The organism is Pseudomonas nitroreducens, assembly GCF_010994165.1.
Lineage (GTDB): Bacteria > Pseudomonadota > Gammaproteobacteria > Pseudomonadales > Pseudomonadaceae > Pseudomonas > Pseudomonas nitroreducens.
In genome coordinates, this window is sequence record NZ_WMBX01000002.1 from 533573 (window position 1) to 556213 (window position 22641).

Sequence of the window (22641 nt, forward strand, 5' to 3'; positions counted from 1 at the left end):
CTGAGTCAAGTCTGTCAGATAAGTCCTTGATCAATTTCTACTTTTTTAATGAGAATCTCGTCCCGGCGGTGTGGTCTGACTCTGTATGAGCAGAGCCACCCCGGCCCCGTGGACAGTCCCGGCGCAGAGCCTTGCAGCCGCGCAGGACAAGGCTTGTAGCGCGGGCCGAATCATCGCCATTTATGTCAACTATCAATGGTGAACGGTGGCGTCACCCCTAAAGCCCGGATAGAGTCCGTGGCTATGAAGCACTACAAAGGCGAGGTATGTGATGTCCCGCATGATCCGTTTCCACCAGTTCGGTGACGCCTCGGTCCTGAAGATCGAGGAGATGCCGACCCCGCAACCGGGGCCGGGTGAAGTACTGATTCGCACCCAGGCGTTGGGCGTCAGTTGGCGCGACGTGCTTTGGCGGCAGAACCTCGCCCCGGATCAGGCCAAGTTGCCGGCGGGCATCGGCTATGAACTCTCCGGTATCGTCGAAGCCGTGGGCGAGGGTGTGGAAGACCTCGAGCCCGGCGTGGCGGTGGCCAGCTTCCCGGCGAATTCGCCGAACCTGTATCCGGCCTGGGGTGACCACGTCATCCTGCCGCGCACGTCGCTGACCCGCTATCCGGATGTCCTGACCCCGGTCGAGGCGGCGGTGCACTACACCGGCCTGATGTACTCCTATTTCGCCCTGGTGGAGCTTGCCCAGATCAAGCCCGGCCAGCGCGTGCTGATCACCGAGGCCGGCCATTGCCTGGCCCCGCAGGCGGTGCAGCTCGCCAAGGCGCTCGGCGCCCAGGTGATCGCCACCACCAGCCATGAGGAAACCCGCGAGTTCCTCAAGGGCCTGGGGGCGGACAAGGTCATCTATACCGAGGAGCAGGACCTGGTCCTTGAAGTCGAGCGCTTCACCAAGGGTGAAGGCGTCGAGATCGTCCTCGACCAGTGCGCCGGCCCGCAGATGAAACTGCTGGGTGACGTCGCGGCCCCGCGCGGCAAGCTGATCCTGTACGGCATCAACGGTGGCAATGACGCAGCCTTCCCGGCCTGTGCGGCCTTCAAGAAGCACCTGCAGTTCTTCCGCCACTGCGTGCTGGACTTCACCGGGCAGCCGGAGATCGGCCTGACCCGCAACGACGAAGCCGTGCACCGGGCGCTGACCGCGATCAACCAGATGACCGCCGACCAGTTGCTCAAGCCGAGCATCGACCGGGTGTTCGATTTCGCCCAGTACCTGGACGCCAACACCTATATGGAAACCTGCCCGGGCGGCGGCCGTGTAGTCATCAAGATGCCGGAGTGATCCGGCCTCCCTGAGGCGAGAAAGCCACTCTTCGGAGTGGCTTTTTTGTGCACACGAGATTCTGCGTTGTCCCAGTGGGAATTGACCTGCCCGCTAGCCCTCGATTCAGGCCGCACGGCTCATATGCCGTCACACCCTGAGCAGTATCAGGCAAGCCTCAAGAGAACCAGGCAAACCGCTCGGCGCCTTCCTGGCGTATCGTCGCGGCACTGGTCGGCGCTTGCGCCTAGGCTGAATCCATTGCGTGACGAAGCGGCTGTGCTTCGCCCCATTCCATCACCCGCAGAAGAGGTGAACACCCTGATGATTACCGTGAACCTGAACGGCAAGGACCACGAACTCGACGCCCCCGGCGAGATGCCGCTGCTCTGGGCCTTGCGCGATGTCGCCGGCATGACCGGCACCAAATACGGCTGCGGTATGGCGCTGTGCGGTGCCTGCACCGTGCACGTCGACGGCCAGCCGACGCGTTCCTGCGTTACTCCGTTGGCGGCGGTGGCCGGCAAGAAGATCACCACCATCGAGGCGGTGGCCGAACAGCCCGCCGGCAAGGCGGTGCAGGAAGCCTGGCGCAAGCTCGATGTGGTGCAATGCGGCTACTGCCAGTCCGGGCAGATCATGTCGGCCACCGCGCTGCTGGCCTCCAACAAGGCGCCCAGCGATGCGGACATCGATGCCGCGATGAGCGGCAACATCTGCCGCTGCGCCACCTATGCGCGGATCCGTGCGGCCATCCACGACGCCGCCCAGACCCTGGCCTGAGGACCGACACCATGCTCGAACCCCGTATCGACCAGCAGCCGGCCGAGGCCGGCAGCATCCTCAACGTCAGCCGCCGCAGCTTCCTGCGCGGCGCCGGCGGCCTTGCGCTGGGCATCTACTTCGCACCGTTGCTGGGAAAATTGGGCGACGCCCAGGCGGCCAGCGACTTCGAACCCAACGCTTTTGTCCGTATCGCCCCTGACGGCACCGTCACCGTGATCGCCAAGCATGTCGAAATGGGCCAGGGCAGCTACACCGGTCTCGCCACCCTGGTGGCCGAGGAGCTGGATGCCGACTGGAATCGCGTGCAGGTCGAAGGCGCTCCGGCCGATGCCAAACGCTACGCCAACCTGGCTTTCGGCAATCTGCAGGGCACTGGTGGCAGCAACGCCATGGCCAACTCCTTCGAGCAGATGCGCAAGGCCGGCGCCAGCGCCCGCGCCATGCTGGTGGGCGCGGCGGCGGAGCAGTGGAAGGTGCCGGCGGCCGAGATCGAGGTGCACGACGGCGTCGTCAGCCACGCTGCTTCCAGACACAAGGCCAGCTTCGGCGAGTTGGCCGAGGCGGCGGCGAAACAGCCCGTGCCGACAGACGTTAAGCTCAAGGACCCGAAGGACTTCAAGCTGATCGGTCAGGTGCAACTGCCACGCAAGGACAGCCCGTCCAAGACCGACGGCACCGCCCAGTTCACCCAGGATGTGCACCTGCCGGACATGCTGGTCGCCGTGGTCGCCCACCCGCCGCGTTTCGGTGCGGTGCCGGCCAAGGTTGATGCCAGCAAGGCCAAGGCGGTGCCAGGCGTGGTCGATGTGGTCCAGTTTCCGGGGAGCGAACGCCGTTTCGCTGGCGTTGCCGTGCTGGCGAAGAACACCTGGGCTGCGCGTCAGGGCCGCGATGCGTTGCAGGTCGAGTGGGATGAGAGCAAGGCCTTCAAGATGGGCAGCAAGGAAATCTTCGCCCAGTATCGCGACATGGCCAGCAAGCCGGGCCTGGTGGCGCGCAATGACGGGGATGTCGCCAAGGCGCTGGAGAAACCGGCGCACCTGATCGAGGCCGAGTATCAGTTCCCCTATCTTGCCCACGCCGCCATGGAGCCGCTGAACTGCGTGGTCTTCCTCAAGGAAGACGGCTGTCAGATCTGGAACGGCGAGCAGTGGCAGACCGGCGACCAGATGTCGGTGGCGCAGTTACTGGGCATGGAGCCCGAGCAGGTGAACATCACGCAGCTGTACGCCGGCGGCAGCTTCGGCCGCCGCGCCAACCCGCACTCGGACTATGTGCTGGAAGCGGCAGCCATCGCCAAGGCGGCTCGCGACCAGGGTGTGAAGGTGCCGATCAAGATGGTCTGGACCCGCGAAGACGACACCCGTGGCGGCTATTACCGTCCGGCCTTCCTGCACCGCGCGCGACTGGCGGTGGACGCCCAGGGCAATCTGGTGGGCTGGGAGCAGCGGTTGGTGGGGCAATCCTTCATCGTCGGCACGCCGTTCGAGAAGTTCATGGTCAAGGATGGCGTCGACAAGATCGCCGTGGAAGGCGCCGCCGATCTGCCCTACGCCGTGCCCAACCTGCGTGTCGAGCAGGCGCTGGCGGATAACGTGACGGTGCCGACCCAATGGTGGCGCTCGGTGGGCCACACCCACACGGCGTTCTCCACCGAAACGCTGATCGACGAAGCGGCCATCGCCGCCAAGCAGGACCCCTACGAGTTCCGTCGCAAGCTGCTGGAGAAACACCCGCGGCATCGCGGCGCGCTGGAGCTGGTGGCGCAGCGGGCCAATTGGCTGGCGCCGCTGGACAAAGGCAAGGACGGCGAGCAGCGGGGCCGCGGCATCGCCGTGCACGAGTCATTCGGCAGCTTCGTCGCCCAGGTGGTGGAGGTGACCTACAAGGCGGACAAGAGCTTCAAGGTGGACCGCGTGGTCTGCGCAGTGGACTGTGGCCTGGCGATCAACCCGGACGTGATCAAGGCGCAGATGGAGGGTGGCATCGCCTTCGCTCTGTCGGCGGCGTTGCACAGCGCCATCACCCTGACCGACGGCAAGGTCGACCAGTCCAACTTCCACGACTTCCAGGTGTTGCGGATCAACGAGATGCCGGTGGTGGAGGTGCATATCGTGCCATCCGCCGAGCCGCCCACCGGCGTGGGTGAACCGGGGGTTCCGCCGCTGGCGCCTGCATTGGCCAATGCGCTGTTCGCGGCGACCGGCAAGCGCATCCGCAACCTGCCGATTGGCAATCAGCTACAGGCGTGATGCCTGGCTGGTAACACAAATGCCCCGCACGAGCGGGGCATTTGCTTGGCAGGGTCTAGACTTTCCCGAGATCAGGCGACCAGGGCCTGCTGTTCGTGCCCTTCGCAGATCAGTTCGCGCAGCACCCGGCGTTCTTCGGGCAGGGTGGCGGCGTTGTGCAGCGCCAGGCCGCCTTCCTCGTCGAGCACAGCGATCTGGGTCTCGAAGTGCAGCTGCAGCTCGTCCAGAGTGATGTAGGTGATGCGGTACGCCGCCTCGGTGCTGTGCATGGTCGCAGGCTCGATGTGGGAGGGCGCAGGCCCGATGGAGGCATCGTCGCGCCGAGCGGGCAAGGGCGGAAGTGAAACACCGTGATGGTGAACATCACCAAAGGCGATGGTGCCGGCGAGATTTTCCGGCATCTGTCATGCAGGACGGGTATCCTGCGCGGGCGTGCCCACACCGGGCATTTTGTAAATCGAATTGGAGCAGTGACATGAGCCGCGACAAGCAGCTTTTCCCGGAAGACGAAATCGGCGATGCCCTGTGGGCCCTGCAGGAAGACGGCGAAGACCTCTCCCTCGAGCATGAGGTGGAGTTCGCGGTGATCTTCCCGGACGAGCAGTCCGCCCTGGACTTCGCCATCATGCTGCTGCAGAACGGGCAGAAGGTGGCGTACTCCGAGTACGACGGCAACGACAAGCTGCCCTGGCAGGTACTGGCCTACCCGGTGATGGAGCTCTCCCACGAGCACATCAGCGGCTACGCGGCGCTGCTGTCCGAGCACTCCGCTGACCTGGGCGGTCAGATGGACGGCTGGTCGGCGCTCTGATTGGTTGATGCAGCATGAAAGACGGCGCCTTCGGGCGCCGTTTTTCTTTGGTCGTTTGAGCATTGGCAGTGGGACCACTCTCCCCTCAGAGAGAGGGTGGGTAAGTGGCTGGCCCGGGGTACAAATCTTCCCGCATGAGACGAACGTCCGTACGCGGCGCATCACCCGCCAGCGTTATCCCTCCTACGTTCCTGCAAAGGTAGTCACTCCGGTAGTGGCGCCTGCCGCGCGACCTGGCGCAGTGCCTGCTCGTAGTAGTCGGTACTCTGCGCCCCGGATATCAGCTGGCGGCCATTGAGGATCGCCGCTGGCACGGCGCGAATGCCTCGACTGGTGTAGAAATCTTCTTCGGCCACCACCTCGTCGCCATAGGCGTCGCTATCGAGGATTTCCCGGGCGCGCACGGCGTCCAGGCCGACGCTGACAGCCACTTCCAGCAGCACTTCCGGGTCGCTCGGGTCGCGGCCTTCGCCGAAGTAGGCATGCAGCAAGGCCTGTTTCAACGCCACGTCGCGATGCGACTCGGCGGCCCAATGCAACAGGCGGTGGGCGTCGAAGGTATTGTAGATGCGGTTGCGCTTCTTCAGATCGAAGTGCATGCCGACTTCCTCGCCCATGGAACGCAAATGCTCCTGGTTGCGGGCGATTTCCTCGGCGCTGCTGCCGTACTTGCGTTGCAGGTGCTCCACCAGGTCTTCACCCTCGGCAGGCATGTCGGCGTTGAGTTCAAAGGGCTTGATGTGCAATTCCACGGTCAGTTCGCCATCCACCCGGCGCATGGCCTCCAGCAGGCCATTGAGGCCGATGGCGCACCAGGGGCAGACGATATCGGAGACGAAATCAATGGTGATGGCGTCGCTCATGGGGGCGAACTCCGGCAAATGGGCGAGCGCCTAGCATGGACCCGGATGGGCGTTCCAATCCAGTGGCGATAGCGCCGGGCGGTGATTCGGCCCGTTGGCCAGGCCTTGGCGCCCTTGTCTCGGGCGTGGGTCTTCCATCGGGGCGACATCCCTGTCGCGAAGGGAGCACCAGGGGGCGGGAGAGGGGGGACGACGAACGCATTGGCTGCTTCGGGTTGTCACCTGAGAACTACAATCATTTCATGGGTTTCCCGCCATGCGGTGAAATGCCGGAGCGACGCAGCCGGTCGGACTGCGACATCCGTGACGCTCCGGCACTGGAATTGCCACGAAGACGCGCTACCTTGAGCCTGTTGCGCTCAGAAAATTCTGATGCCGCACTCCCTCCCGCCGTCCCGCGCAGGCAACGGACCCGCAGCAGCAGGCCCGGCAGTCAACCAGCAGAAACGGAGCACACCATGGCTCGCAATACGCCCATCGAGCTTTACCGCAATATCGGCATCGTCGCCCACGTCGACGCCGGCAAGACCACCACGACCGAGCGCATCCTTTTCTATACCGGTGTGAACCACAAGATGGGCGAGGTGCACGACGGCGCGGCGACCATGGACTGGATGGTGCAGGAACAGGAGCGTGGCATCACCATCACATCGGCGGCCACCACGGCGTTCTGGCAGGGCTCCTCCAAGCAGTACCCCAACAAGTACCGCTTCAACATCATCGATACCCCCGGGCACGTCGACTTCACCATCGAGGTGGAGCGCTCCCTGCGCGTGCTCGATGGCGCGGTGGTGGTGTTCAGCGGCGCCGATGGCGTCGAGCCGCAGTCCGAGACCGTCTGGCGCCAGGCCAACAAGTACCACGTGCCGCGCCTGGCCTACGTGAACAAGATGGACCGTCAGGGCGCCGACTTCCTCCGGGTGGTGGCACAGATCAAGCAGCGCCTGGGCCACACCCCGGTGCCGATCCAGCTGGCCATCGGCTCGGAAGAAACCTTCTCTGGGCAGATCGACCTGGTGAAGATGAAGGCCATTGTCTGGAACGACGCCGACCAGGGCACCAGCTACACCGAGGAGCCGATCCCGGCGGAGTTGCAGGCGCTGGCGGACGAGTGGCGCGCGCACATGGTCGAGGCTGCCGCCGAAGCCAACGACGATCTGATGAACAAGTACCTCGAAGGCCAGGAACTGACCGTCGAGGAAATCAAGGCCGGCTTGCGCCAGCGCACCCTGGCCAACGAGATCGTTCCCGCGGTGCTGGGCTCCTCGTTCAAGAACAAGGGCGTGCCGCTGGTGCTCGACGCGGTGATCGACTACCTGCCGGCGCCCACGGAAATCCCGGCGATCAATGGCACCGATCCGGACGACGAAGAGAAGCACCTGGAGCGTCACGCCGACGACAGCGAGCCGTTCTCCGCGCTGGCCTTCAAGATCGCCACCGACCCCTTCGTCGGTACGCTGACCTTCGCCCGCGTCTATTCCGGCGTGCTGAGCAGCGGCGACGCGGTGCTCAACTCGGTGAAGACCAAGAAGGAACGCGTCGGCCGGATGGTGCAGATGCACGCCAACCAGCGCGAGGAAATCAAGGAAGTGCGCGCCGGCGACATCGCCGCGTTGATCGGCATGAAGGACGTCACCACGGGCGACACCCTGTGCTCCATCGACAAGCCAATCATCCTCGAACGCATGGACTTCCCTGACCCGGTGATCTCCGTGGCCGTGGAGCCCAAGACCAAGGCCGACCAGGAGAAGATGGGCATCGCCCTGTCCAAGCTGGCCCAGGAAGACCCCTCGTTCCGCGTCAAGACCGACGAGGAAACCGGGCAGACCATCATCTCCGGCATGGGCGAGCTGCACCTGGACATCATCGTCGACCGCATGCGCCGCGAGTTCAACGTCGAGGCCAACATCGGCAAGCCGCAAGTGGCCTACCGCGAGGCGATCCGCAAGAAGTGCGAGATCGAGGGCAAGTTCGTCCGCCAGTCCGGCGGCCGTGGCCAGTTCGGTCACTGCTGGATTCGCTTCGAGCCGGGCGACGAGGGCAAGGATGGGCTGGAGTTCGTCAATGAGGTGGTCGGCGGCGTGATCCCGCGCGAATTCATCCCGGCGATCCAGAAGGGCATCGAGGAACAGATGCAGAACGGCGTGCTCGCCGGCTACCCGCTGATCGGCTTGAAGGCCTCGGTGTTCGACGGCTCCTACCACGACGTCGACTCCAGCGAGATGGCGTTCAAGATCGCCGCGTCCATGGCCACCAAGCAGCTCTCGCAGAAGGGCGGCGCGGTGCTGCTGGAGCCGGTGATGAAGGTCGAGGTGGTGACGCCGGAGGACTACATGGGCGACGTGATGGGCGACCTGAACCGCCGGCGCGGGCTGATCCAGGGTATGGAAGACACACCGGCGGGCAAGGTCATCCGCGCCGAGGTGCCACTGGGCGAGATGTTCGGCTATGCCACCGACGTGCGCTCGATGTCGCAGGGGCGGGCGAGCTATTCGATGGAGTTCACCAAGTACGCCGAAGCGCCGGCGAACATTGCCGAGGCGATTATCAAGAAGGCCCACGGCTGAGGTTTCCCTGAGCCAATGACGGCGCCTGCGGGCGCCGTTTTCGTTGGTGTGGTCCGGTATGACTCTTTTCGTAGGGCGCATAACGCGCCAGCGTTATCCGCCGCATGGCCATCGGCGCATAACCCGTTCCGGGTTATGCGCCCTACGGTGCTGGTGTTTAGCGCCGCATTTGAGTGTTCGGATGTATTGGGTTTCGCCCCCTCGGGCGAGTCACTTTTCCAAACGCCGAAAAGTAACCAAAAGGCTTGCCCCGGACATCCGGTTTTTCGCTTGGGGCGAAAAATGCCCTCGTTGAAGCGAAGTTTCAGGGGCACGCCGCGAAGGGCCATCCCTGGCCCATCGCGGCTCTCGCGGCATCCATGCCGCTCAACCCCTGAAACTCCGCTTCAACGAGGCCTCCTGAACGGGGCACTCGGAGTGTGTGGGCGTTTCTCTGGAAGTCTTCGAGTGCCAAAATCCGATCTTCCCGTGTTGGAGCGGGCCACGCCCGCGATCCGCCGGCAAGGCAGGCGGCCGCTCACTCCGCCAACGGCAACCCAAAGCAGAACATCGCCCCGCACGGCTCGACGTTCTCCGCCCAGATATCCCCGCGATGCCGCGAGACGATGCTCTGGCACAGCGCCAGGCCGATGCCGTTGCCGCTCACCTTCGAGGTGAAGAAGCCATCGAACAGGCGCTCCTTGGTCCCGGCATCGATGCCGGGCCCCTGGTCCAGCACGCACAGCCGCGCGCTGTCGCCGTCGCGCGAAGTACGGATGCGCAGCAGGCGGCGCTCCTCGGGGAGGTTGAGCATCTCTTCGATGGCGTTGAAGGCAAGGTTGAGGATCACCTGGCCGACCAGCACCTTCTCGCAGCTCACCCACAGCGGTTCGTCGCAGCGCTCCAGCTCCACGCGCACGTTGCTTGGCTGGGCTTTCAGACTGATGAAGTACAGCGTCTCGCCCAATAGCTCGTTGAGGTCGATGCGCTGTTCGGCCTGCTCCAGTTTCACCACGTACTCGCGCACGCTCTTGATGATCAGCGAAGCGTGCTCGATCTGTCGCACGGCGCTGTCCAGGCCCCAGGCGGCGGAGGCCTCGGCCTTCTGCTCGCGGTCCAGGCGGATCAGCGCGCCTTCGATGAAGTTGCGCGTCGCCGCCAGCGGCTGGCTGAGTTCGTGGGCGATCGCCAGGGCCATCTCGCCCATGGCGTTGTAGCGCGCCAGGTACTCCAGCTTCTGGTCGCTCTGCCGTTGCGCCTGTGCGGCGCGGACCTGCTCGGTGACGTCGCGGAACAGCAGCAGGTGGCCGACCAGGTCGTCCTCGATCTCGATGTAGCGGCAGGTCGCGTGGTGCCAGCGCCATTCGCCGTCCAGACGTTGCAGCTGATAGCTGACGGAGTACGGCTCGCGGCTGGGCGGCTGCATCGCCAGGTAGTGTTCCAGGCGCGGGCGCGTGGCGCTGTCGCAGCGGCCGAGGAAGTTGTGCGCCAGCCAGTCGTCCTGGCTGCCGCCCAGCAGGGGCAGGGCGGATTCGCTGAGGAAACGCAGGTTGCCGTCGGCATCCAGCACCGCTACGCCTTCGGCGAGGTCCTGCATGAAGGCCTTCAGGCGGCTCTCGAAACGTTGCAGGTCGCGCTCGACCTGCTTCTCCCGGGAGATGTCGCGGAACTGCACCATCAGCACGTCGCGCTCCTGCAGGTGCACGCGGGTGGCGACGGCTTCGGAAAGGATTTCCACACCCTGCTTGGAGCGGTAGCACCACTCGATGGTGCGCTGGCCGGTGCGCGCGGCGCCTTCCAGCCAGCGCAGGCCGACCGAGCGGCGGTACTGCGGGGCCTTGGCGGTCATGTCCGGGGCTTTGAGCGGCACCAGCTCTTCCAGGGTGAAACCGAGCACCGCCAAGGCGGCGTTGTTCGCCCAGAGGATTTCCTTGGTCTGCGCATCGTGAAGGATTACGCACAGCGGCATGGCCTGGAGCAGGGCGAGGAAGTCGTCGGGCCGGGGCTGGAACATCGGGGAGTGGTCTCGGTGGGCAGTGGCGCCTTTATACCTTGCAGCGTAGCGCGATGGGACTGCGGAGTAAGTCGCCGCCGACTAGGGGATTCCCTTAGTCATGGGGCTGCACGCACCAATGGTTGGCCGGGCAGGGCGGTTCATACACTGGCCCCAACGACGACCTGCCCGCATCGAACGGGCCGATGGCCTACACGACCTGTTCCAGGTCTCGCCGAGCGCAGTTCAGGCAAGGCGGAGGCGCGCGAGGAAGCGCAGTTTGCATTTGCAAATGAGCATTCCGAGTGCGCCTCCAACGCAGCCTGAGCAAGCGCAGGCAGACCGGGAGCAGGTCGATAAGAACAAACGGAGATAATGCCATGCTGCGTGCCGCCCTCGCCGAACCGCTCGATGCGGACGGCCGTGCCCTCGAATTCCAGCGCGTACTCGATGAAGTGCGCCAACGCCGCGACGAGTTCGACAGCCGCTCCCACGTTCCCCGCGACATGATCGAACGCTTCCGCGACGTGGGCATCTACCGCGCCGCGACCCCGCGCTGCTTCGGCGGCGACGCGCTGCCGCCGGCCCAGTTCCTGCGCCTGGTCGAACGCATCGCCGAAGCCGACGGCTCCGCTGGCTGGGTGGCCAGCTTCGGCAGCGCCAGCACCTACCTCACCGCGCTGCCGCGTCATACCCTCGCCGAGCTCTATGCCGACGGCCCGGACCTGGTGTTCGCCGGCGGCCTGTTCCCGATCCAGCCGGCCACGCAGGTGGAAGGCGGCTGGCGCGTCAGCGGTACCTGGAAATTCGCCAGTGGCTGCAAGGGGGCCGACGTGCTCGGCGTCGGCATCGGCATCGGCGGTCCGGGCGGCAAGCCGCGCACTGCGCTGCTGCGTGCCAGGGATGTGGAGATCGTCGAGAACTGGAACGTGGTCGGCCTCAAGGGCACCGGCAGTCACGACCTGAAGCTGGACAACGCCTTCGTTGCGGACGACTGGACGTTCATTCGCGGCGGCGAATCGAACATCGACGAACCGCTGTACCGCTATCCGACTATCGCCTACGCCGCCCAGGTGCTGGCCGTGGTCAACCTCGGCCTGGCCCGTGCAGCGCTGGACGAAATCACCCGCATGGCGTCCTCCAGTGGCGTGACCGGCGCGCCCAAGCTTGGCGACCGCGCCTATGTACGCATCGAGATCGGCAAGGCCGAGGCTGAGCTGCAGGCCGCGCGCGGCTTCTTCTACGACGCCACCGAGACTGTCTGGGACTCCATCCTCGCCGGCAACGCCGTCAGCCCCGAGCAGGTCAGCCAGCTGCGCCTGGCCGCCGTGCACGTGTCCCGCGCCGGCGCCGACGTGGTACGCCGCGCCTACAGCCTGGCCGGCACCACGGCGATCTACCTGAACCACCCGCTGCAGCGCTACCTGCGCGACGCCATGGTGGTGACCCAGCACGCCTTCCTCAGCGATGGCATGTACGACGGCGCCGGTGCGGTGCTGCTCGATGTGCCGCCGTTCCCCGGATACATCTGATTCAAACCCATAAGAACAAGGACTCGAAGCATGACCCGTCCGACCACCGAACCCTTGCGCGTACTGTTCTGCATCGGCATCGCCCAGCCGTTCTTCGACCTGCCCACCGGTGAAGGCATCACCGTGTGGAAAGGCTTCTCGCAAATGATGAGCGACCTCGGCGCGCTGCCGGGCATGAACGTGCTCGGCGTGCTGGATGACGACCGCCTGATGGTCGGCCCGTCCACCACTTCGCCGTGGACCGTCTACATCATGGCCGACGTGGATTGCCACCAGACCGTGATCGACGCCTGCAACCTGTTCCGCACCACGCCGGTGGGCGAGTACAGCCTGTGGAAGTACGCCAAGGTCGAGGCGCGCATCGGCCGCCCGCTGACCATCCCCGAAGCCGCGCGGACCTGAGCCATGAACAGCCTGAGCATGGCCGAGCTGAACCGCCGCCTGGAGGTCCTCGAAGGGGAAAGCCAGGTGCGTCGGTTGATGGCCCGCTACATGGACCTCTGCGACGTGCCGCACGCGCCGGTGGCGATGAGCGAGCTGGCCGAACTGTTCAGCGAGGACGCGGTGTGGGAGGGCATCGGCACTTCCACCGCGCAGACCTTCGGCCATCACCAGGGCCGCGAGGCGATCGCCGCGTTCGTCTTCGGCTACCTGCCGCCGTCGCCGCACTTCACGCTGAACCTGCATTTCCTCACCAGCGAGTCGATCCGCGTCGACGGCCGCACCGCGCGCGGGCAATGGATCATGCAGCAGCTCTCGACCTATGCCGAGGGCCACACCGAGCTGTTCGGCACGCGGCTGGACATCGATTTCCGCGAGATCGACGGGCGCTGGCAGATCAGCCATTTCCGCACGCAGCGCCTGTCGCAACGCGCGCTGGGTGGTGCAGGGGAGGGCCGTTCGTGAGCACTTTCGTCAGCGAATTCATTCTCGGCGGCGACGGCAAGCGCGTCGCGGTCAAGGACAGCATCGACATCGCCGGCCATCCGACCCGTTGCGGCACCCGCGCACTGGCCGATGCCGCGCCGGCCGAACGCAACGCCTTCGTGGTCGACGCCGTGCTGAACGCCGGCTGGCAGATCGTCGGCAAGACCAATCTTCACGAACTGGCCTTCGGCGTCACCGGCATCAATGACTGGACCGGCACGCCGGTCAACCCGATGGCGCCGGACCGCGTACCCGGCGGCTCGTCCAGTGGCTCCGCGTCCGCCGTGGCGGCGGGCCTGGCGGATATCGCTTTGGGTACCGATACCGGCGGGTCGGTCCGTGTACCGGCGGCCTGCTGTGGTATCGCCGGGCTGAAGCCGACCTTCGGCCGTGTCAGCCGCGACGGCGTCCATCCGGCGCAGAGCAGCCTGGATTGCGTCGGCCCATTCGCCGCCAACATGGCCGACCTGATCGCCGCCATGCAGGTCATCTGCCCCGGTTTCGGCGACGTGCAGCTGCCGGGCGAGGGCGCCCGCGTGGCCTTCCTCGAAGTGCCGTCCGCGCCGCACATCCAGGCTTGCCTGGGCGCCGCCGCCGACCGTGCCGGCTGGCGCCGCAGCCACCTGTTCCTCGGCGAGTTCGAGGCGGCCTTCCAGGCCGGGCTGGTGGTGATCAATCACGAAAACTGGGCCGCCTATGCGGCGCTGACCGGCAAGGGCCTGATCGGCGCCGATGTCGAGCAGCGCCTGCTGCTGGCCAGCCGCACCACCGACGCCGAGCGCGCCGAGGCGGAGAAAGTGCGCGAGCACTTCACCCGTGCCATCGACGCCGCGCTGGAGGACTTCGAAGTGCTCTTGCTGCCGACCATGCCCGACCTGCCGCCGCTGCTCAGCGATGCGCGCAACGGCAAATCGGTGGCCGGCATGACGCCCCTGGTGCGGCCTTTCAACCTCAGCGGACACCCGGCGCTGACCGTGCCGGTGGACCTGGATTGCGGCGGGCTGAAAGTCGGCCTGCAGATCGTCGGCCGCAAGGGCGACGACGAACGCGTATGCGCCTTCGGTGCGCAACTCGAACACAGCCTGGCCGCCACGCGGCCTGCGCAAAAACATAAGAAATCGGCATGAGGAGATGGGCATGAGCGCTCACGAATACCGGCTGATCGCCCGGTCGCGCAGCGTCGAAGAGCTGGTCGGCGACGACCGCGTCGATGTCTCGCTGTACAACGACCCGCAACTGTTCGAAGCGGAGATGGACAAGATCTTCTACCGCACCTGGGTGTGGGTCGCCCACGAAAGCGAAGTGCGCAACGCCGGTGACTTCAAGACCACCAGCGTCGGCCGCCGCCCGGTGATCGTGGTGCGCGACAAGAAGGGCAACATCAACGTCCTGGAAAACCGCTGCCGCCACCGTGGCGCCACCGTCTGCGAGAAGCACAAGGGCAACGCCACCGGCTTCACCTGCCCGTACCACAGCTGGTCCTACGCGCTGGACGGCAAGCTGCGCGCGCTGCCGTATCCGGACGGCTACGAGGACATCCTCGACAAGTCCGAGCTGCCGCTGACCAGCCTGCGCGTGGAAAGCTACGCCGGCATGGTGTTCGCCACCTACAACGACGAGATCGAGCCGCTGGAAGACTTCCTCGGCGGGGCCAAGCACTGGATGGACCTGTTCATGAAGCAGGGCGCCGGCTACCCGATCAAGACCCAGGGCGAACACAAGTTCACCTTCCGCGGTAACTGGAAGATCCAGCTGGAGAACACCACCGACGGCTACCACTTCCCCATCGTGCACAAGTCGTTCATGTCCTCGGTGGATGAAGAGACCGAGGAAATGCTCTCGTTCATGAGCGACGAGCAGGCGGTGACCCACGCCCTGGGCAACGGCCACAGCGTGATGGTGATGGTCCCCGAGCACGTCGACCTCGACCACGACGACGGCACCGAGCAGCTCCAGGAGCGCTTCGCCCACGTCACCGCGGAACTGTCGAAAACCATGGAGCCTGCCCAGGTGCGCCGCATCGTCCGCTCGCTGCACGGAGCCGGCTTCAACCTCAACCTGTTCCCCAACGTGGCCATGTCCATGTCGTTCTTCCGCGTGCTGCGGCCGATCTCCGTCACCGAGACCGAGATTCGCCACGTCGCCCTCGGTATGGACGGCGGCCCGGAGATCGCCAACCGCGAGCGCATGCGCATCCACGAGCACTTCCAGGGTCCGTTCGGCTTCGGCAGCCCGGATGATGCCGAGGCCTGGGACCGCGTGCAGCGTGGCTCCTACGCCGGCGTCGACGCGCCGATCCTGGTCAACCGCGGCCTGAACCGTGAAGTGGTCGCCGAGAACGGCGACAAGGTCTCCCACGCCACCGACGAAGGCGGCATGCGCGAGGCGTACCAGATGTGGAAAAGGATGATGAGCCAATGAGCAACGACACCCTGAACGGCTTCTCCGGCCCGCTGGCCAAGGCCATCGAATTCGTCTGGCGCGAGGCCGAACTGCTGGACCGCAAGGACTACGCACAGTGGTCGCAGCTGTGGAGCGAGGACGGCATCTACGTGGTGCCGATCGACGCCGAGGGCGACGACTTCGCCGCCAGCCTGAACTACGTCTTCGACGACGCGCGCATGCGCGCCCTGCGCATCGAACGCCTCACCGGCGGCCATTCGCCGTCGGCGGTGGACGCGGCGAAGACCGTGCGCACCGTCTCGCGATTCACCCTGGTGGAAGCGGCGGGCGATGTGGTCGAGGTGAATTCGGCGCAGGTGCTCTACGCCTACAAGCGTGGCGTGGCGACGCCGTTCATTGCCGACCTGAACCACCGCATTCGCTTCACCGACGGGCAAGCCCGCCTGGAGCGCAAGGTGATCCGCCTGATCAACGCCGAAGACGCGCTCAACGCGCTCGGCTTCCTGCTCTGAGGGCCGCGCCATGCAACGAGTAGCCCTGGTAACTGGCGCCGCACGCGGGCTCGGCGAAGTCATCGCGCGCCGCCTGCATGCCGCCGGCCTGCGCGTGGCGCTGGCCGATCTCAACGAGGAGGCTGTGCAGCGCCTGGCCGACGAGCTGGACCCGGAAGGCCAGACAGCTCTCGGCTTGAAGCTGGATGCGCGGGAGAAGGCTGACTTCGAACGCGCCCGCGACGTGCTCACCGAACGCTGGGGCGGCACCGACATCCTGGTGAACAACGCCGGGATGTCCAAGGTTGCCGCGCTGATGGAGATCAGCCCGGAGGACTTCGACGCCTCCATGGCGGTAAACCTGCGCGGCACTTTCGTCGCCTGCCAGGTGTTCGGCACGCACTTCGCGGCACGCGGTTTCGGCCGCATCGTCAACATTGCCTCGCTGGCCGGGCAGAACGGCGGCACCGCCACCGGCGGCCACTACGCTGCAGCCAAGGGCGGCGTGGCGACCCTGACCAAGGTGTTCGCCCGCGAACTTTCGGCGCAGGGCGTGACCGTCAACGCCATCTCGCCGGGGCCGCTGGATTTGCCGGTGGTCTACGAAAGCGTCGCGCCCGAGCGCCTGGAACAGATCCTCAAGACCATCCCCGCCGGCCGCCTGGGCGATCCGACCTTCATCGCCGACAGCGTGCTGTTGCTGTGTGCGGAGAATGCCGGGTCGGTGACGGGCGCCTGCTGGGATATCAATGGTGGGTTGTTCATGCGCTGAGGTTTGGGCTGGGCGGACGGCGGATAATGCTGCGCGTTATGCGCCCTACGCTTGGCCTGAGCTGAGCTGAGCTGAGCTGAGCTCAGGGCACCAGGAGTCCCTCACCCTAACCCTCTCCCGGAGGGAGAGGGGACCGCTCGGAGCAGGATGGAACCGTGGTATCAGCCGGTACGTTCTGCTCCCTCTCCCTCTGGGAGAGGGCTGGGGGGGAGGGCATTGCCCTCGCTCCGACATCAAACCGAAAACCCGTGCGCTCGTGAAAAAGAGGCCGGAAAGGGGCCACAGAGCCCGCAATCAACGCCTTGCAGGTAACGCCATGATGAAGGTCAGAATCGAAAGGATCGTCGAGGAAGCGCAGGACATCCGTTCCCTGCGTCTCGTACGTTGTGATGGCCAGCCGTTCGACGCCTATGAGCCCGGCGCCCACGTCGACGTCACCGGACCCACCGGGGTGACGCGCCAGTACTCGCTGTGCAGCCCGCCGGACGACTGCACCGCCTACCTGGTGGCGGTGAAGAAGGAGGGCGCGTCCCGTGGCGGCTCCAGTGCCCTGCACGACGTGCAGGAAGGCGCGGAGCTGGAAATCGGCGCGCCGCGCAACCTGTTCCGCCTGGCAGCGGAAGCCCGCGAGCACGTGCTGTTTGCTGCGGGCATCGGTGTCACACCGCTGCTGAGCATGGCCTACCGGCTGAACGCCAAGGGCGAGCCGTATCGTCTGCATTACTTCGCCCGGTCCGCCGAGCATGCGGCCTTTGTCGAGCTGCTGGCCAGCGAGGCGTTCACCGGCAAGGTCGAGCTGCATTACGGTGTCGAGCCTGCTGACCTCGACAGCGTGCTGGGCGAGTGCCTTGCGCGTGCGCCGCAGCAGGCCCACGTCTACACCTGCGGCCCGGCGCCGTTCATGAACAAGGTGGTGGAGATCGCCGCGCGCAGCCGCCCGGAAGATGCCATTCACCTGGAGCACTTCCAGGCCGACCCAGCCGCCAACGCGGCGCCGGCCGGCTCCTTCGAAGTGGAACTGGCCAGCTCAGGCGTGGTGCTTCACGTACCGGCGGACTCGACGCTGGTGGACGTGCTGCAGGCCCATGGCTGCGACATCGATACCGAGTGCCGCGAAGGCATCTGCGGCACCTGCATCGTCGAAGTGCTGGAGGGCGAGCCGGAGCACCGCGACAACTGCCTGTCGAACAAGGAGAAGGCCTCCAACAAGCAGATCTGCGCCTGCGTTTCGCGGGCCCGGTCGGCGCGGTTGGTGCTGGACCTGTAACGCAGATCGCTCGGCGTAGGATGGCGTGGAGCGAAGCGATACCCATCAATCTGCGCGCCAGCAGCATGGGTATCGCTGCGCTCCACCCATCCTACGGACATGGATCATGTAGGAGCGAGCTTGCTCGCGAACCCCCTTGATGCCGGTGCCGCAGGGATGCTCCGTTCGCGAGCAAGCTCGCTCCTACAAAATCAGGTCGGCGCGCGGTGGCAGCGCTGGCAATTCGTCTGGCAGGCAGCGACACTCGCGCGCCGCCGGCGCTTGCTAGCCTGCGGCGATAGTCCCCCGTTCGGAGTCCCCCATGCCTGCGCTGATCGCGCGCCTGGCGCTCGGCTGCCTGCTGCCGGTCGCCATCCTGCTCGGCCTCGGCGCCATGCCGGGGCTCGGCTATGCCTGGGATTTCGCCAACGCTGCCGGGTTGCTCGGCGCCTGCCTGCTGGGGCTGCTGTTCGTCATCGGCGGCCGCCCCCAGCCGCGCCCGCTCTATGAAGGCAAGTTCTTCCTGCGCCTGCATCGCGACCTGGGCTTCGCCGCCATCGCGTTGCTGCTGGTGCACATCGTCGTGTTGCTGGTCGATGAGCCGTTGCTGATCGAGGACCTGCTTCCCTCCGCGCCGGGATACATGTTGGCCGGGCTGGCGTCGGCCATCCTGATGCTGGTGCTGGCGATTTCCAGTCTGAATCGCGTGCGTCCGCGCTGGAGCAGCCATGCGGCGTCGTTCCGTCGCTGGCACTACGGTGGCAGCCTGCTCGCCCTGTTGCTGATGGCCGTGCACGTGCTTGGCGCGGGTTACTACAGCGCAGGAGTCTGGAAGAGCGCGTTGCTGATAGCTCTGATGCTGGTGGCCGCCGCCTGGCCACGCCTGCCCAGACCAGCCAATGGCCTCAGCGGACGCAAGCGCAACACCGCCCAGCGCGCCACCTGGTTCGCACTGGCAGCCAGCGGGGTGATCCTCGGAGTGTCGGTGCTCTACAGTTTGTTGGCGAATGTGGAGCTGCCGTTGTGAAGCGCACCTGGATCGGTCTTTCCGTCGCCGCCGTCTTGCTGCTGTCATCGGGGGCGTGGTTCGCCCATGAGCACTGGCAGCGAAGCCGCCCGCTGATGCCGCTGGCGTTCCCCCATGAGCCGCACGCTTCGGTGAACTGCATCACCTGCCACCACGACTACAAGGATCAGTCGCCTTCGATTTCCGGCAACCGCACCTGCATTCTCTGCCACAAGCAGAGCCCGGCGCTGGCCGTGCGAATCGAGGCGGATTTCCATCAGTTCTGCCAGAGCTGCCATCTCGAACGCTTGCAGGCTTTCCACGACAGCGGGCCGGTGCGCAGCTGCCAGGCGTGCCACCGCAATACTACGGAAATGCCGAACCTGTAGGAGCGAGCTTGCTCGCGAACCCGCCTCACGCCGAAGCTGCTGAAGAGTCTGCTCGCGAGCAAGGACTAGGCATCCCCCTCGGTCCTACAAGAGAAGTTGCAGCACCGACGGAGAAAGCCCGGCGGAGTGCCGGGCTTTTTATCAGCTGCGATAGAGCACCGGCCGCCGCAGGTGCACATAGCTGTACCCCTCGCGCGCCAGGGCGATGCGCTGCGGGTCCAGTTCGGCCACCAGCAATTCCTCGCTGTGCTTGGCCTTGGTCAGCACCTGGCCATCCGGGGCGACGATGCTGCTCAGCCCGCAGTACTCGATTTCGCCCTCGCTGCCGACGTAGTTGGCGTAGGCGAGGAACACCTGGTTCTCGTAGGCGCGGGTCGGCACCAGCACCTGGGCGACGAATTCGTAGGGGTGCATGTTGGCGGTGGGCACCAGCACCAGGTCGGCGCCGGCCAGGGCAAGGGTGCGCACGGCTTCGGGGAATTCCACGTCGAAGCAGATCAGCAGGCCGATCTTCCAGCCGTCCAGCTCGAAGATCGCCGGCGGCTCGTCGGAGGCGCTGAACTGGCTGCGGTCGAGATCGCCGTAGAGGTGGGTCTTGCGGTAGTTGGCGCGGCGTTCGCCCTGGCGGTCGATCAGTTGCACGCTGTTGAAGATGGCGCCGTTGGCGCCACGTTCGGGGTAGCCGTAGAGGATGCCGAGCTTGTGCTCACGGGCGATCTCGGCGATGCGCAGGGCGGACGAGCCGTCGCAGCTTTCCGCCAGCTCCGCGACACGCTTGGCGCCGATGTTGTAGCCGGACAGGAACATCTCCGGCAGGACCAGCAGGTCTGCGCCGTTCTGCACCGCCTGCCGCGCTGCCTGTTCCAGACGCTGCAGGTTGCCGGCGACGTCTTCGGGGCCGGGAGGGCACTGGTAGAGGGCGAGGTACATGAGGGTCTCCTTGAAAAAAGCACGAGCGGGTCAGGCAGTTTGCACCCGATCCCACTCGTGCGCGAGGCAGTTTTTGTCAGCCGGGCTTCAGTCCGGCAGCGCCATCGGGCCCAGCTCGGCGAAGCGATCGCCAGGGCCGGGGTTCTCCGGATGAGTCGCGCCGCCGAAGTGCTTCATGATGCCCCACACGGCGTTCAGCGAGGTCTGCACCGCGCCTTCCACCCAGGCCGGGGTCCAGGACACATCGTCGCCGGCGATGAAGATGCCGCGCTGTTCGGCGGGCATGTCGTCCTGCATGAAGTGCGCGTACATGCGCTGGTTGTAGCGGTAGTGGCCCGGCAGCGCGCCCTTGAAGGCGCCGAGGAAGTGCGGGTCGGCCTCCCAGGACACGGTGATCGGATTGCCGATGATGTGCCCGGCGATGTCGACCTTCGGGTAGACCTTCTTCAGCGCGTCCAGGGCCAACTGCACGCGCTTCTCCACCGGGTGAGGGAGCATCTTCATGGCGTCGCTCATCCAGGAGTAGGACAGGCAGATCACCCCGGGTTTGTCGTCCCCGTTGTCGAACAGGTAGGTGCCGCGGGTCAGGCGGTCGGTGAGGGTCATGCTCATCACGTCGCGGCCGGTCTGCGGGTCCTTGTCCTTCCAGAACGGCCGGTCGACCATCACGAAGGTCTTCGAGGACTGCATGTAGCGGGTGCGGTCCAGGGCCATCCACATCTTCTGCGAGAACAGCGCTTCCTCGCATTCGATCTGGGTGGTCAGCAGCCAGGTCTGGCAGGTCGCCAGGACGGCCGCGTAGTGGCGGGTATCGCCCCAGTAGTCGGTGACGGCGAAGGTGCCATCGGTGGCACGGGCGATCTTCTTCACGCCCGGGCGCGGCGCGCCGTTGTGCAGCGAGGCCAGGGAGGTGCCGGCTGGCCAGTGCGCGCAGTTTTCCGGTACGTGGCTCCAGATGCCGCGCGGCACCTGCTCGACGCCGCCCACCACCAGGTGCTGGTGGTCGTCGCAGTTGGTCATCACCACGCGGAAGATCTCCAGCATGGAGTTGGGGAAGTCCGAGTCCCAGCCGCCGGTGCCGAAGCCGACCTGGCCGAAGATTTCGCGGTGCTGGAAGGACAGCCGGGAGAAGGCCTTGGAGCTGGCGACGAAGTCGTAGAAGGTGCGGTCGTCCCACTTGGGCACCAGCTCGTCCCACAGGGCCTTGAGCTTGACCGTGTCGCGCTCGCGGATGGCGTCCTGGATCTCGGAGAAGCGCGCGCCGTCTTCCAGCGCGTCGGCCCAGGCCTGGGCGACTTCGCGGAAGATTTCCGGCAGGTCGTCGATCTTCTCCGCGTAGTGGCTGGTGCCTTCCAGGTCGACCACGGTGCTGCCCGACGCCGGGGTCAGCGGGTTGGGGAAGGGTCTGGTTTCCAGGCCGAGCTTGTCGACGTAGTGGTAGAAGGCGGTGCTGGACACCGGGAAGCGCATGCCGCCCAGCTCGGCGATGATCCCGTCGGCGCCTTCGAAGGTCTCCGAGCGCAGGCGACCGCCCATCTTCGAAGCTTCGTAGACCACGGGCTTCAGGCCCATCTTCATCAGTTCGTAGGCCGCCACCAGCCCGGAGATGCCGGCGCCGACGATGGCCACTTCCTGGCCGTGTTTATCGGCCGGGATGCTGCCCAGGCCGGCGGGGTGCTCGATCCAGTCGTCGAAGGCGAAGGGGAAGTCCGGGCCGAAGATGGTCACCGGTTTCTTGCCGGGGGTCTGGGGATGGCGGTTCTTGTGCATTGGAATCTCCCGGTTATCAGTCTGCCGGTCTGTCTCGACCAGCTTGGCAAGGCATTGCGTGGCCCGCAGGAGCCAGTCGATGAGCGGCGCGCGGGCAAAGAAATGGCGAGCTGGTGGGCTCGCCTTGACGATCACTATTGCAAAGCTTGTCGTTGAAATGAATCCGGCAATCTGCAAGATTGGCGAAAGCTTTCAGGCAGATTGATCAATCCAATGAGCAATATGACGAAAAACGCCGATGCGGCCTTGTTGAACCTGTTGCGCGCCAATGCCCGCGAGTCGATTTCCGAGCTGGCGCGCAAGCTGGGGGTTTCCCGCTCCACGGTGCAGAGCCGTATCGAGCGGTTGGAGCAGCAGGGGATCATCAGCGGCTATTCGATCAAGGTATCGGACAGCTACGCCCAGTCGCTGGTGCGCGCCCACGTGCTGGTGACGGCGCTGCCCAAGCTGTCGCACCAGGTGGTGCAGGCGTTGGAGAAGATCATCGAGGTGAAGACACTGCACTCGGTGAGCGGCAACTTCGACATGATCGTGATCGTCGAGGCGCTGTCGATCCGCGACCTGGACGCCGTGCTGGACCGCATCGGCGCGCTGGATGGGGTGGAGCGGACGATGTCGTCGATCATTCTGTCGACGCGGATCGATCGGTGAGAA

22 protein-coding genes are annotated in these 22641 nt (G+C 65.6%); 17 read left to right on the forward strand and 5 right to left on the reverse strand.

From position 1 onward, the window contains the following. Window positions 1–271 precede the first annotated feature (271 nt). The 3 genes from GJV37_RS10385 to GJV37_RS10395 all read left to right on the forward strand — a co-directional run bounded on the left by GJV37_RS10385 (window position 272) and on the right by GJV37_RS10395 (window position 4308). Entirely contained in the window at window positions 272–1291 is a 1020-nt protein-coding gene (locus GJV37_RS10385; protein WP_170858602.1) for a zinc-dependent alcohol dehydrogenase family protein, read from the forward strand. A gap of 303 nt (window positions 1292–1594) precedes the next feature. Further along, the gene (locus tag GJV37_RS10390; RefSeq protein WP_037009221.1) at window positions 1595–2053 is read left to right on the forward strand and encodes a (2Fe-2S)-binding protein; all 459 of its coding nucleotides are present in this window, start codon (window positions 1595–1597) and stop codon (window positions 2051–2053) included. Window positions 2054–2064: 11 nt separating this feature from the next. After that, window positions 2065–4308 carry a xanthine dehydrogenase family protein molybdopterin-binding subunit gene (locus GJV37_RS10395; RefSeq protein ID WP_170858603.1) on the forward strand — a complete coding sequence of 748 codons (2244 nt, stop codon included), beginning with the start codon at window positions 2065–2067 and terminating at the stop codon, window positions 4306–4308. 71 nt (window positions 4309–4379) lie between these two features. Here the strand turns inward: GJV37_RS10395 and ptrC are convergent, their stop codons facing one another. Next, on the reverse strand, window positions 4380–4577 hold the full coding sequence (ptrC, locus tag GJV37_RS10400; protein ID WP_024762271.1) for a type III secretion system co-regulatory protein PtrC: 198 nt from the start codon (window positions 4575–4577) through the stop codon (window positions 4380–4382). Between the two features lie 206 nt (window positions 4578–4783). On the opposite strand from ptrC, the gene GJV37_RS10405 reads away from it, so the two are divergent. Next, the gene (locus GJV37_RS10405; RefSeq protein ID WP_024762270.1) at window positions 4784–5119 is read left to right on the forward strand and encodes a ribonuclease E inhibitor RraB; all 336 of its coding nucleotides are present in this window, start codon (window positions 4784–4786) and stop codon (window positions 5117–5119) included. Between the two features lie 203 nt (window positions 5120–5322). Here GJV37_RS10405 and GJV37_RS10410 read toward each other — a convergent pair whose 3' ends face one another. Beyond that, window positions 5323–5982, reverse strand: a complete 660-nt coding sequence (locus GJV37_RS10410; RefSeq protein ID WP_170858604.1) for a DsbA family oxidoreductase — start codon at window positions 5980–5982, stop codon at window positions 5323–5325. Window positions 5983–6440: 458 nt separating this feature from the next. On the opposite strand from GJV37_RS10410, the gene fusA reads away from it, so the two are divergent. Further along, window positions 6441–8549: an elongation factor G gene (fusA, locus tag GJV37_RS10415; protein WP_084357675.1), complete on the forward strand. Its 2109-nt coding sequence runs from the start codon at window positions 6441–6443 to the stop codon at window positions 8547–8549. A gap of 517 nt (window positions 8550–9066) precedes the next feature. On the opposite strand, the gene GJV37_RS10420 is transcribed toward fusA, so the two are convergent. After that, a complete protein-coding gene (locus GJV37_RS10420) occupies window positions 9067–10542 on the reverse strand; it encodes a PAS domain-containing sensor histidine kinase (RefSeq protein ID WP_193452419.1) in 1476 nt (491 codons plus the stop codon). A 359-nt stretch (window positions 10543–10901) separates the two neighbouring features. Between GJV37_RS10420 and GJV37_RS10425 the strand changes: the two genes are divergently transcribed. From GJV37_RS10425 to GJV37_RS10470, 10 genes are all read left to right on the forward strand, one after another. After that, on the forward strand, window positions 10902–12053 hold the full coding sequence (locus GJV37_RS10425) for an acyl-CoA dehydrogenase family protein (protein ID WP_065083868.1): 1152 nt from the start codon (window positions 10902–10904) through the stop codon (window positions 12051–12053). A gap of 30 nt (window positions 12054–12083) precedes the next feature. Next, on the forward strand, window positions 12084–12455 hold the full coding sequence (locus GJV37_RS10430; protein ID WP_017516776.1) for a hypothetical protein: 372 nt from the start codon (window positions 12084–12086) through the stop codon (window positions 12453–12455). A gap of 3 nt (window positions 12456–12458) precedes the next feature. Next, window positions 12459–12959: a nuclear transport factor 2 family protein gene (locus GJV37_RS10435; RefSeq protein ID WP_376784775.1), complete on the forward strand. Its 501-nt coding sequence runs from the start codon at window positions 12459–12461 to the stop codon at window positions 12957–12959. Further along, window positions 12956–14107: an amidase gene (locus tag GJV37_RS10440; RefSeq protein WP_193452420.1), complete on the forward strand. Its 1152-nt coding sequence runs from the start codon at window positions 12956–12958 to the stop codon at window positions 14105–14107. The genes GJV37_RS10435 and GJV37_RS10440 overlap by 4 nt, the downstream gene beginning before the upstream one ends. Window positions 14108–14117: 10 nt before the next feature. Continuing rightward, window positions 14118–15401, forward strand: a complete 1284-nt coding sequence (locus GJV37_RS10445; RefSeq protein ID WP_193452421.1) for an aromatic ring-hydroxylating oxygenase subunit alpha — start codon at window positions 14118–14120, stop codon at window positions 15399–15401. After that, window positions 15398–15895, forward strand: a complete 498-nt coding sequence (locus GJV37_RS10450; RefSeq protein ID WP_024762261.1) for an aromatic-ring-hydroxylating dioxygenase subunit beta — start codon at window positions 15398–15400, stop codon at window positions 15893–15895. Before GJV37_RS10445 ends, GJV37_RS10450 begins: the two co-directional genes overlap by 4 nt. Window positions 15896–15905: 10 nt before the next feature. Next, window positions 15906–16646: an SDR family NAD(P)-dependent oxidoreductase gene (locus tag GJV37_RS10455; RefSeq protein WP_193452422.1), complete on the forward strand. Its 741-nt coding sequence runs from the start codon at window positions 15906–15908 to the stop codon at window positions 16644–16646. Between the two features lie 316 nt (window positions 16647–16962). After that, window positions 16963–17913 (forward strand): PDR/VanB family oxidoreductase, encoded by a 951-nt coding sequence (locus GJV37_RS10460; protein WP_193452423.1) that lies wholly within the window; start codon window positions 16963–16965, stop codon window positions 17911–17913. A 301-nt stretch (window positions 17914–18214) separates the two neighbouring features. Then, entirely contained in the window at window positions 18215–18919 is a 705-nt protein-coding gene (locus tag GJV37_RS10465) for a ferric reductase-like transmembrane domain-containing protein (protein WP_193452424.1), read from the forward strand. After that, window positions 18916–19287 carry a cytochrome c3 family protein gene (locus GJV37_RS10470; protein WP_193452425.1) on the forward strand — a complete coding sequence of 124 codons (372 nt, stop codon included), beginning with the start codon at window positions 18916–18918 and terminating at the stop codon, window positions 19285–19287. Before GJV37_RS10465 ends, GJV37_RS10470 begins: the two co-directional genes overlap by 4 nt. Before the next feature lie 141 nt (window positions 19288–19428). Here GJV37_RS10470 and GJV37_RS10475 read toward each other — a convergent pair whose 3' ends face one another. Then, a complete protein-coding gene (locus tag GJV37_RS10475) occupies window positions 19429–20217 on the reverse strand; it encodes a carbon-nitrogen hydrolase family protein (RefSeq protein ID WP_170858610.1) in 789 nt (262 codons plus the stop codon). An 87-nt stretch (window positions 20218–20304) separates the two neighbouring features. Further along, window positions 20305–21987 carry a flavin monoamine oxidase family protein gene (locus GJV37_RS10480; RefSeq protein WP_024762255.1) on the reverse strand — a complete coding sequence of 561 codons (1683 nt, stop codon included), beginning with the start codon at window positions 21985–21987 and terminating at the stop codon, window positions 20305–20307. A gap of 79 nt (window positions 21988–22066) precedes the next feature. Here GJV37_RS10480 and GJV37_RS29665 point away from each other — a divergent pair, with 79 nt between their 5' ends. Together GJV37_RS29665 and GJV37_RS10485 are read left to right on the forward strand one after the other, a co-directional pair. Further along, window positions 22067–22192 carry a hypothetical protein gene (locus GJV37_RS29665; RefSeq protein WP_255302811.1) on the forward strand — a complete coding sequence of 42 codons (126 nt, stop codon included), beginning with the start codon at window positions 22067–22069 and terminating at the stop codon, window positions 22190–22192. Window positions 22193–22209: 17 nt separating this feature from the next. Continuing rightward, on the forward strand, window positions 22210–22638 hold the full coding sequence (locus GJV37_RS10485) for an Lrp/AsnC family transcriptional regulator (RefSeq protein ID WP_037006486.1): 429 nt from the start codon (window positions 22210–22212) through the stop codon (window positions 22636–22638). The last annotated feature ends 3 nt before the right edge of the window (window positions 22639–22641 follow it).

Coding starts and splice junctions, on each gene's coding strand:
- GJV37_RS10425 (WP_065083868.1), top strand. CDS start 10,902: ATGCTGCGTGCCGCCCTCGCCGAACCGCTCGATGCGGACGGCCGTGCC.
- GJV37_RS10445 (WP_193452421.1), top strand. CDS start 14,118: ATGAGCGCTCACGAATACCGGCTGATCGCCCGGTCGCGCAGCGTCGAA.
- GJV37_RS10405 (WP_024762270.1), top strand. CDS start 4,784: ATGAGCCGCGACAAGCAGCTTTTCCCGGAAGACGAAATCGGCGATGCC.
- GJV37_RS10485 (WP_037006486.1), top strand. CDS start 22,210: ATGACGAAAAACGCCGATGCGGCCTTGTTGAACCTGTTGCGCGCCAAT.
- GJV37_RS10420 (WP_193452419.1), bottom strand. CDS start 10,542: ATGTTCCAGCCCCGGCCCGACGACTTCCTCGCCCTGCTCCAGGCCATG.
- GJV37_RS10385 (WP_170858602.1), top strand. CDS start 272: ATGTCCCGCATGATCCGTTTCCACCAGTTCGGTGACGCCTCGGTCCTG.
- GJV37_RS10480 (WP_024762255.1), bottom strand. CDS start 21,987: ATGCACAAGAACCGCCATCCCCAGACCCCCGGCAAGAAACCGGTGACC.
- GJV37_RS10430 (WP_017516776.1), top strand. CDS start 12,084: ATGACCCGTCCGACCACCGAACCCTTGCGCGTACTGTTCTGCATCGGC.
- GJV37_RS10410 (WP_170858604.1), bottom strand. CDS start 5,982: ATGAGCGACGCCATCACCATTGATTTCGTCTCCGATATCGTCTGCCCC.
- GJV37_RS10460 (WP_193452423.1), top strand. CDS start 16,963: ATGATGAAGGTCAGAATCGAAAGGATCGTCGAGGAAGCGCAGGACATC.
- GJV37_RS10395 (WP_170858603.1), top strand. CDS start 2,065: ATGCTCGAACCCCGTATCGACCAGCAGCCGGCCGAGGCCGGCAGCATC.
- GJV37_RS10455 (WP_193452422.1), top strand. CDS start 15,906: ATGCAACGAGTAGCCCTGGTAACTGGCGCCGCACGCGGGCTCGGCGAA.
- GJV37_RS10475 (WP_170858610.1), bottom strand. CDS start 20,217: ATGTACCTCGCCCTCTACCAGTGCCCTCCCGGCCCCGAAGACGTCGCC.
- GJV37_RS10435 (WP_376784775.1), top strand. CDS start 12,459: ATGAACAGCCTGAGCATGGCCGAGCTGAACCGCCGCCTGGAGGTCCTC.
- GJV37_RS10390 (WP_037009221.1), top strand. CDS start 1,595: ATGATTACCGTGAACCTGAACGGCAAGGACCACGAACTCGACGCCCCC.
- fusA (WP_084357675.1), top strand. CDS start 6,441: ATGGCTCGCAATACGCCCATCGAGCTTTACCGCAATATCGGCATCGTC.
- GJV37_RS10450 (WP_024762261.1), top strand. CDS start 15,398: ATGAGCAACGACACCCTGAACGGCTTCTCCGGCCCGCTGGCCAAGGCC.
- GJV37_RS10465 (WP_193452424.1), top strand. CDS start 18,215: ATGCCTGCGCTGATCGCGCGCCTGGCGCTCGGCTGCCTGCTGCCGGTC.
- GJV37_RS29665 (WP_255302811.1), top strand. CDS start 22,067: ATGAGCGGCGCGCGGGCAAAGAAATGGCGAGCTGGTGGGCTCGCCTTG.
- ptrC (WP_024762271.1), bottom strand. CDS start 4,577: ATGCACAGCACCGAGGCGGCGTACCGCATCACCTACATCACTCTGGAC.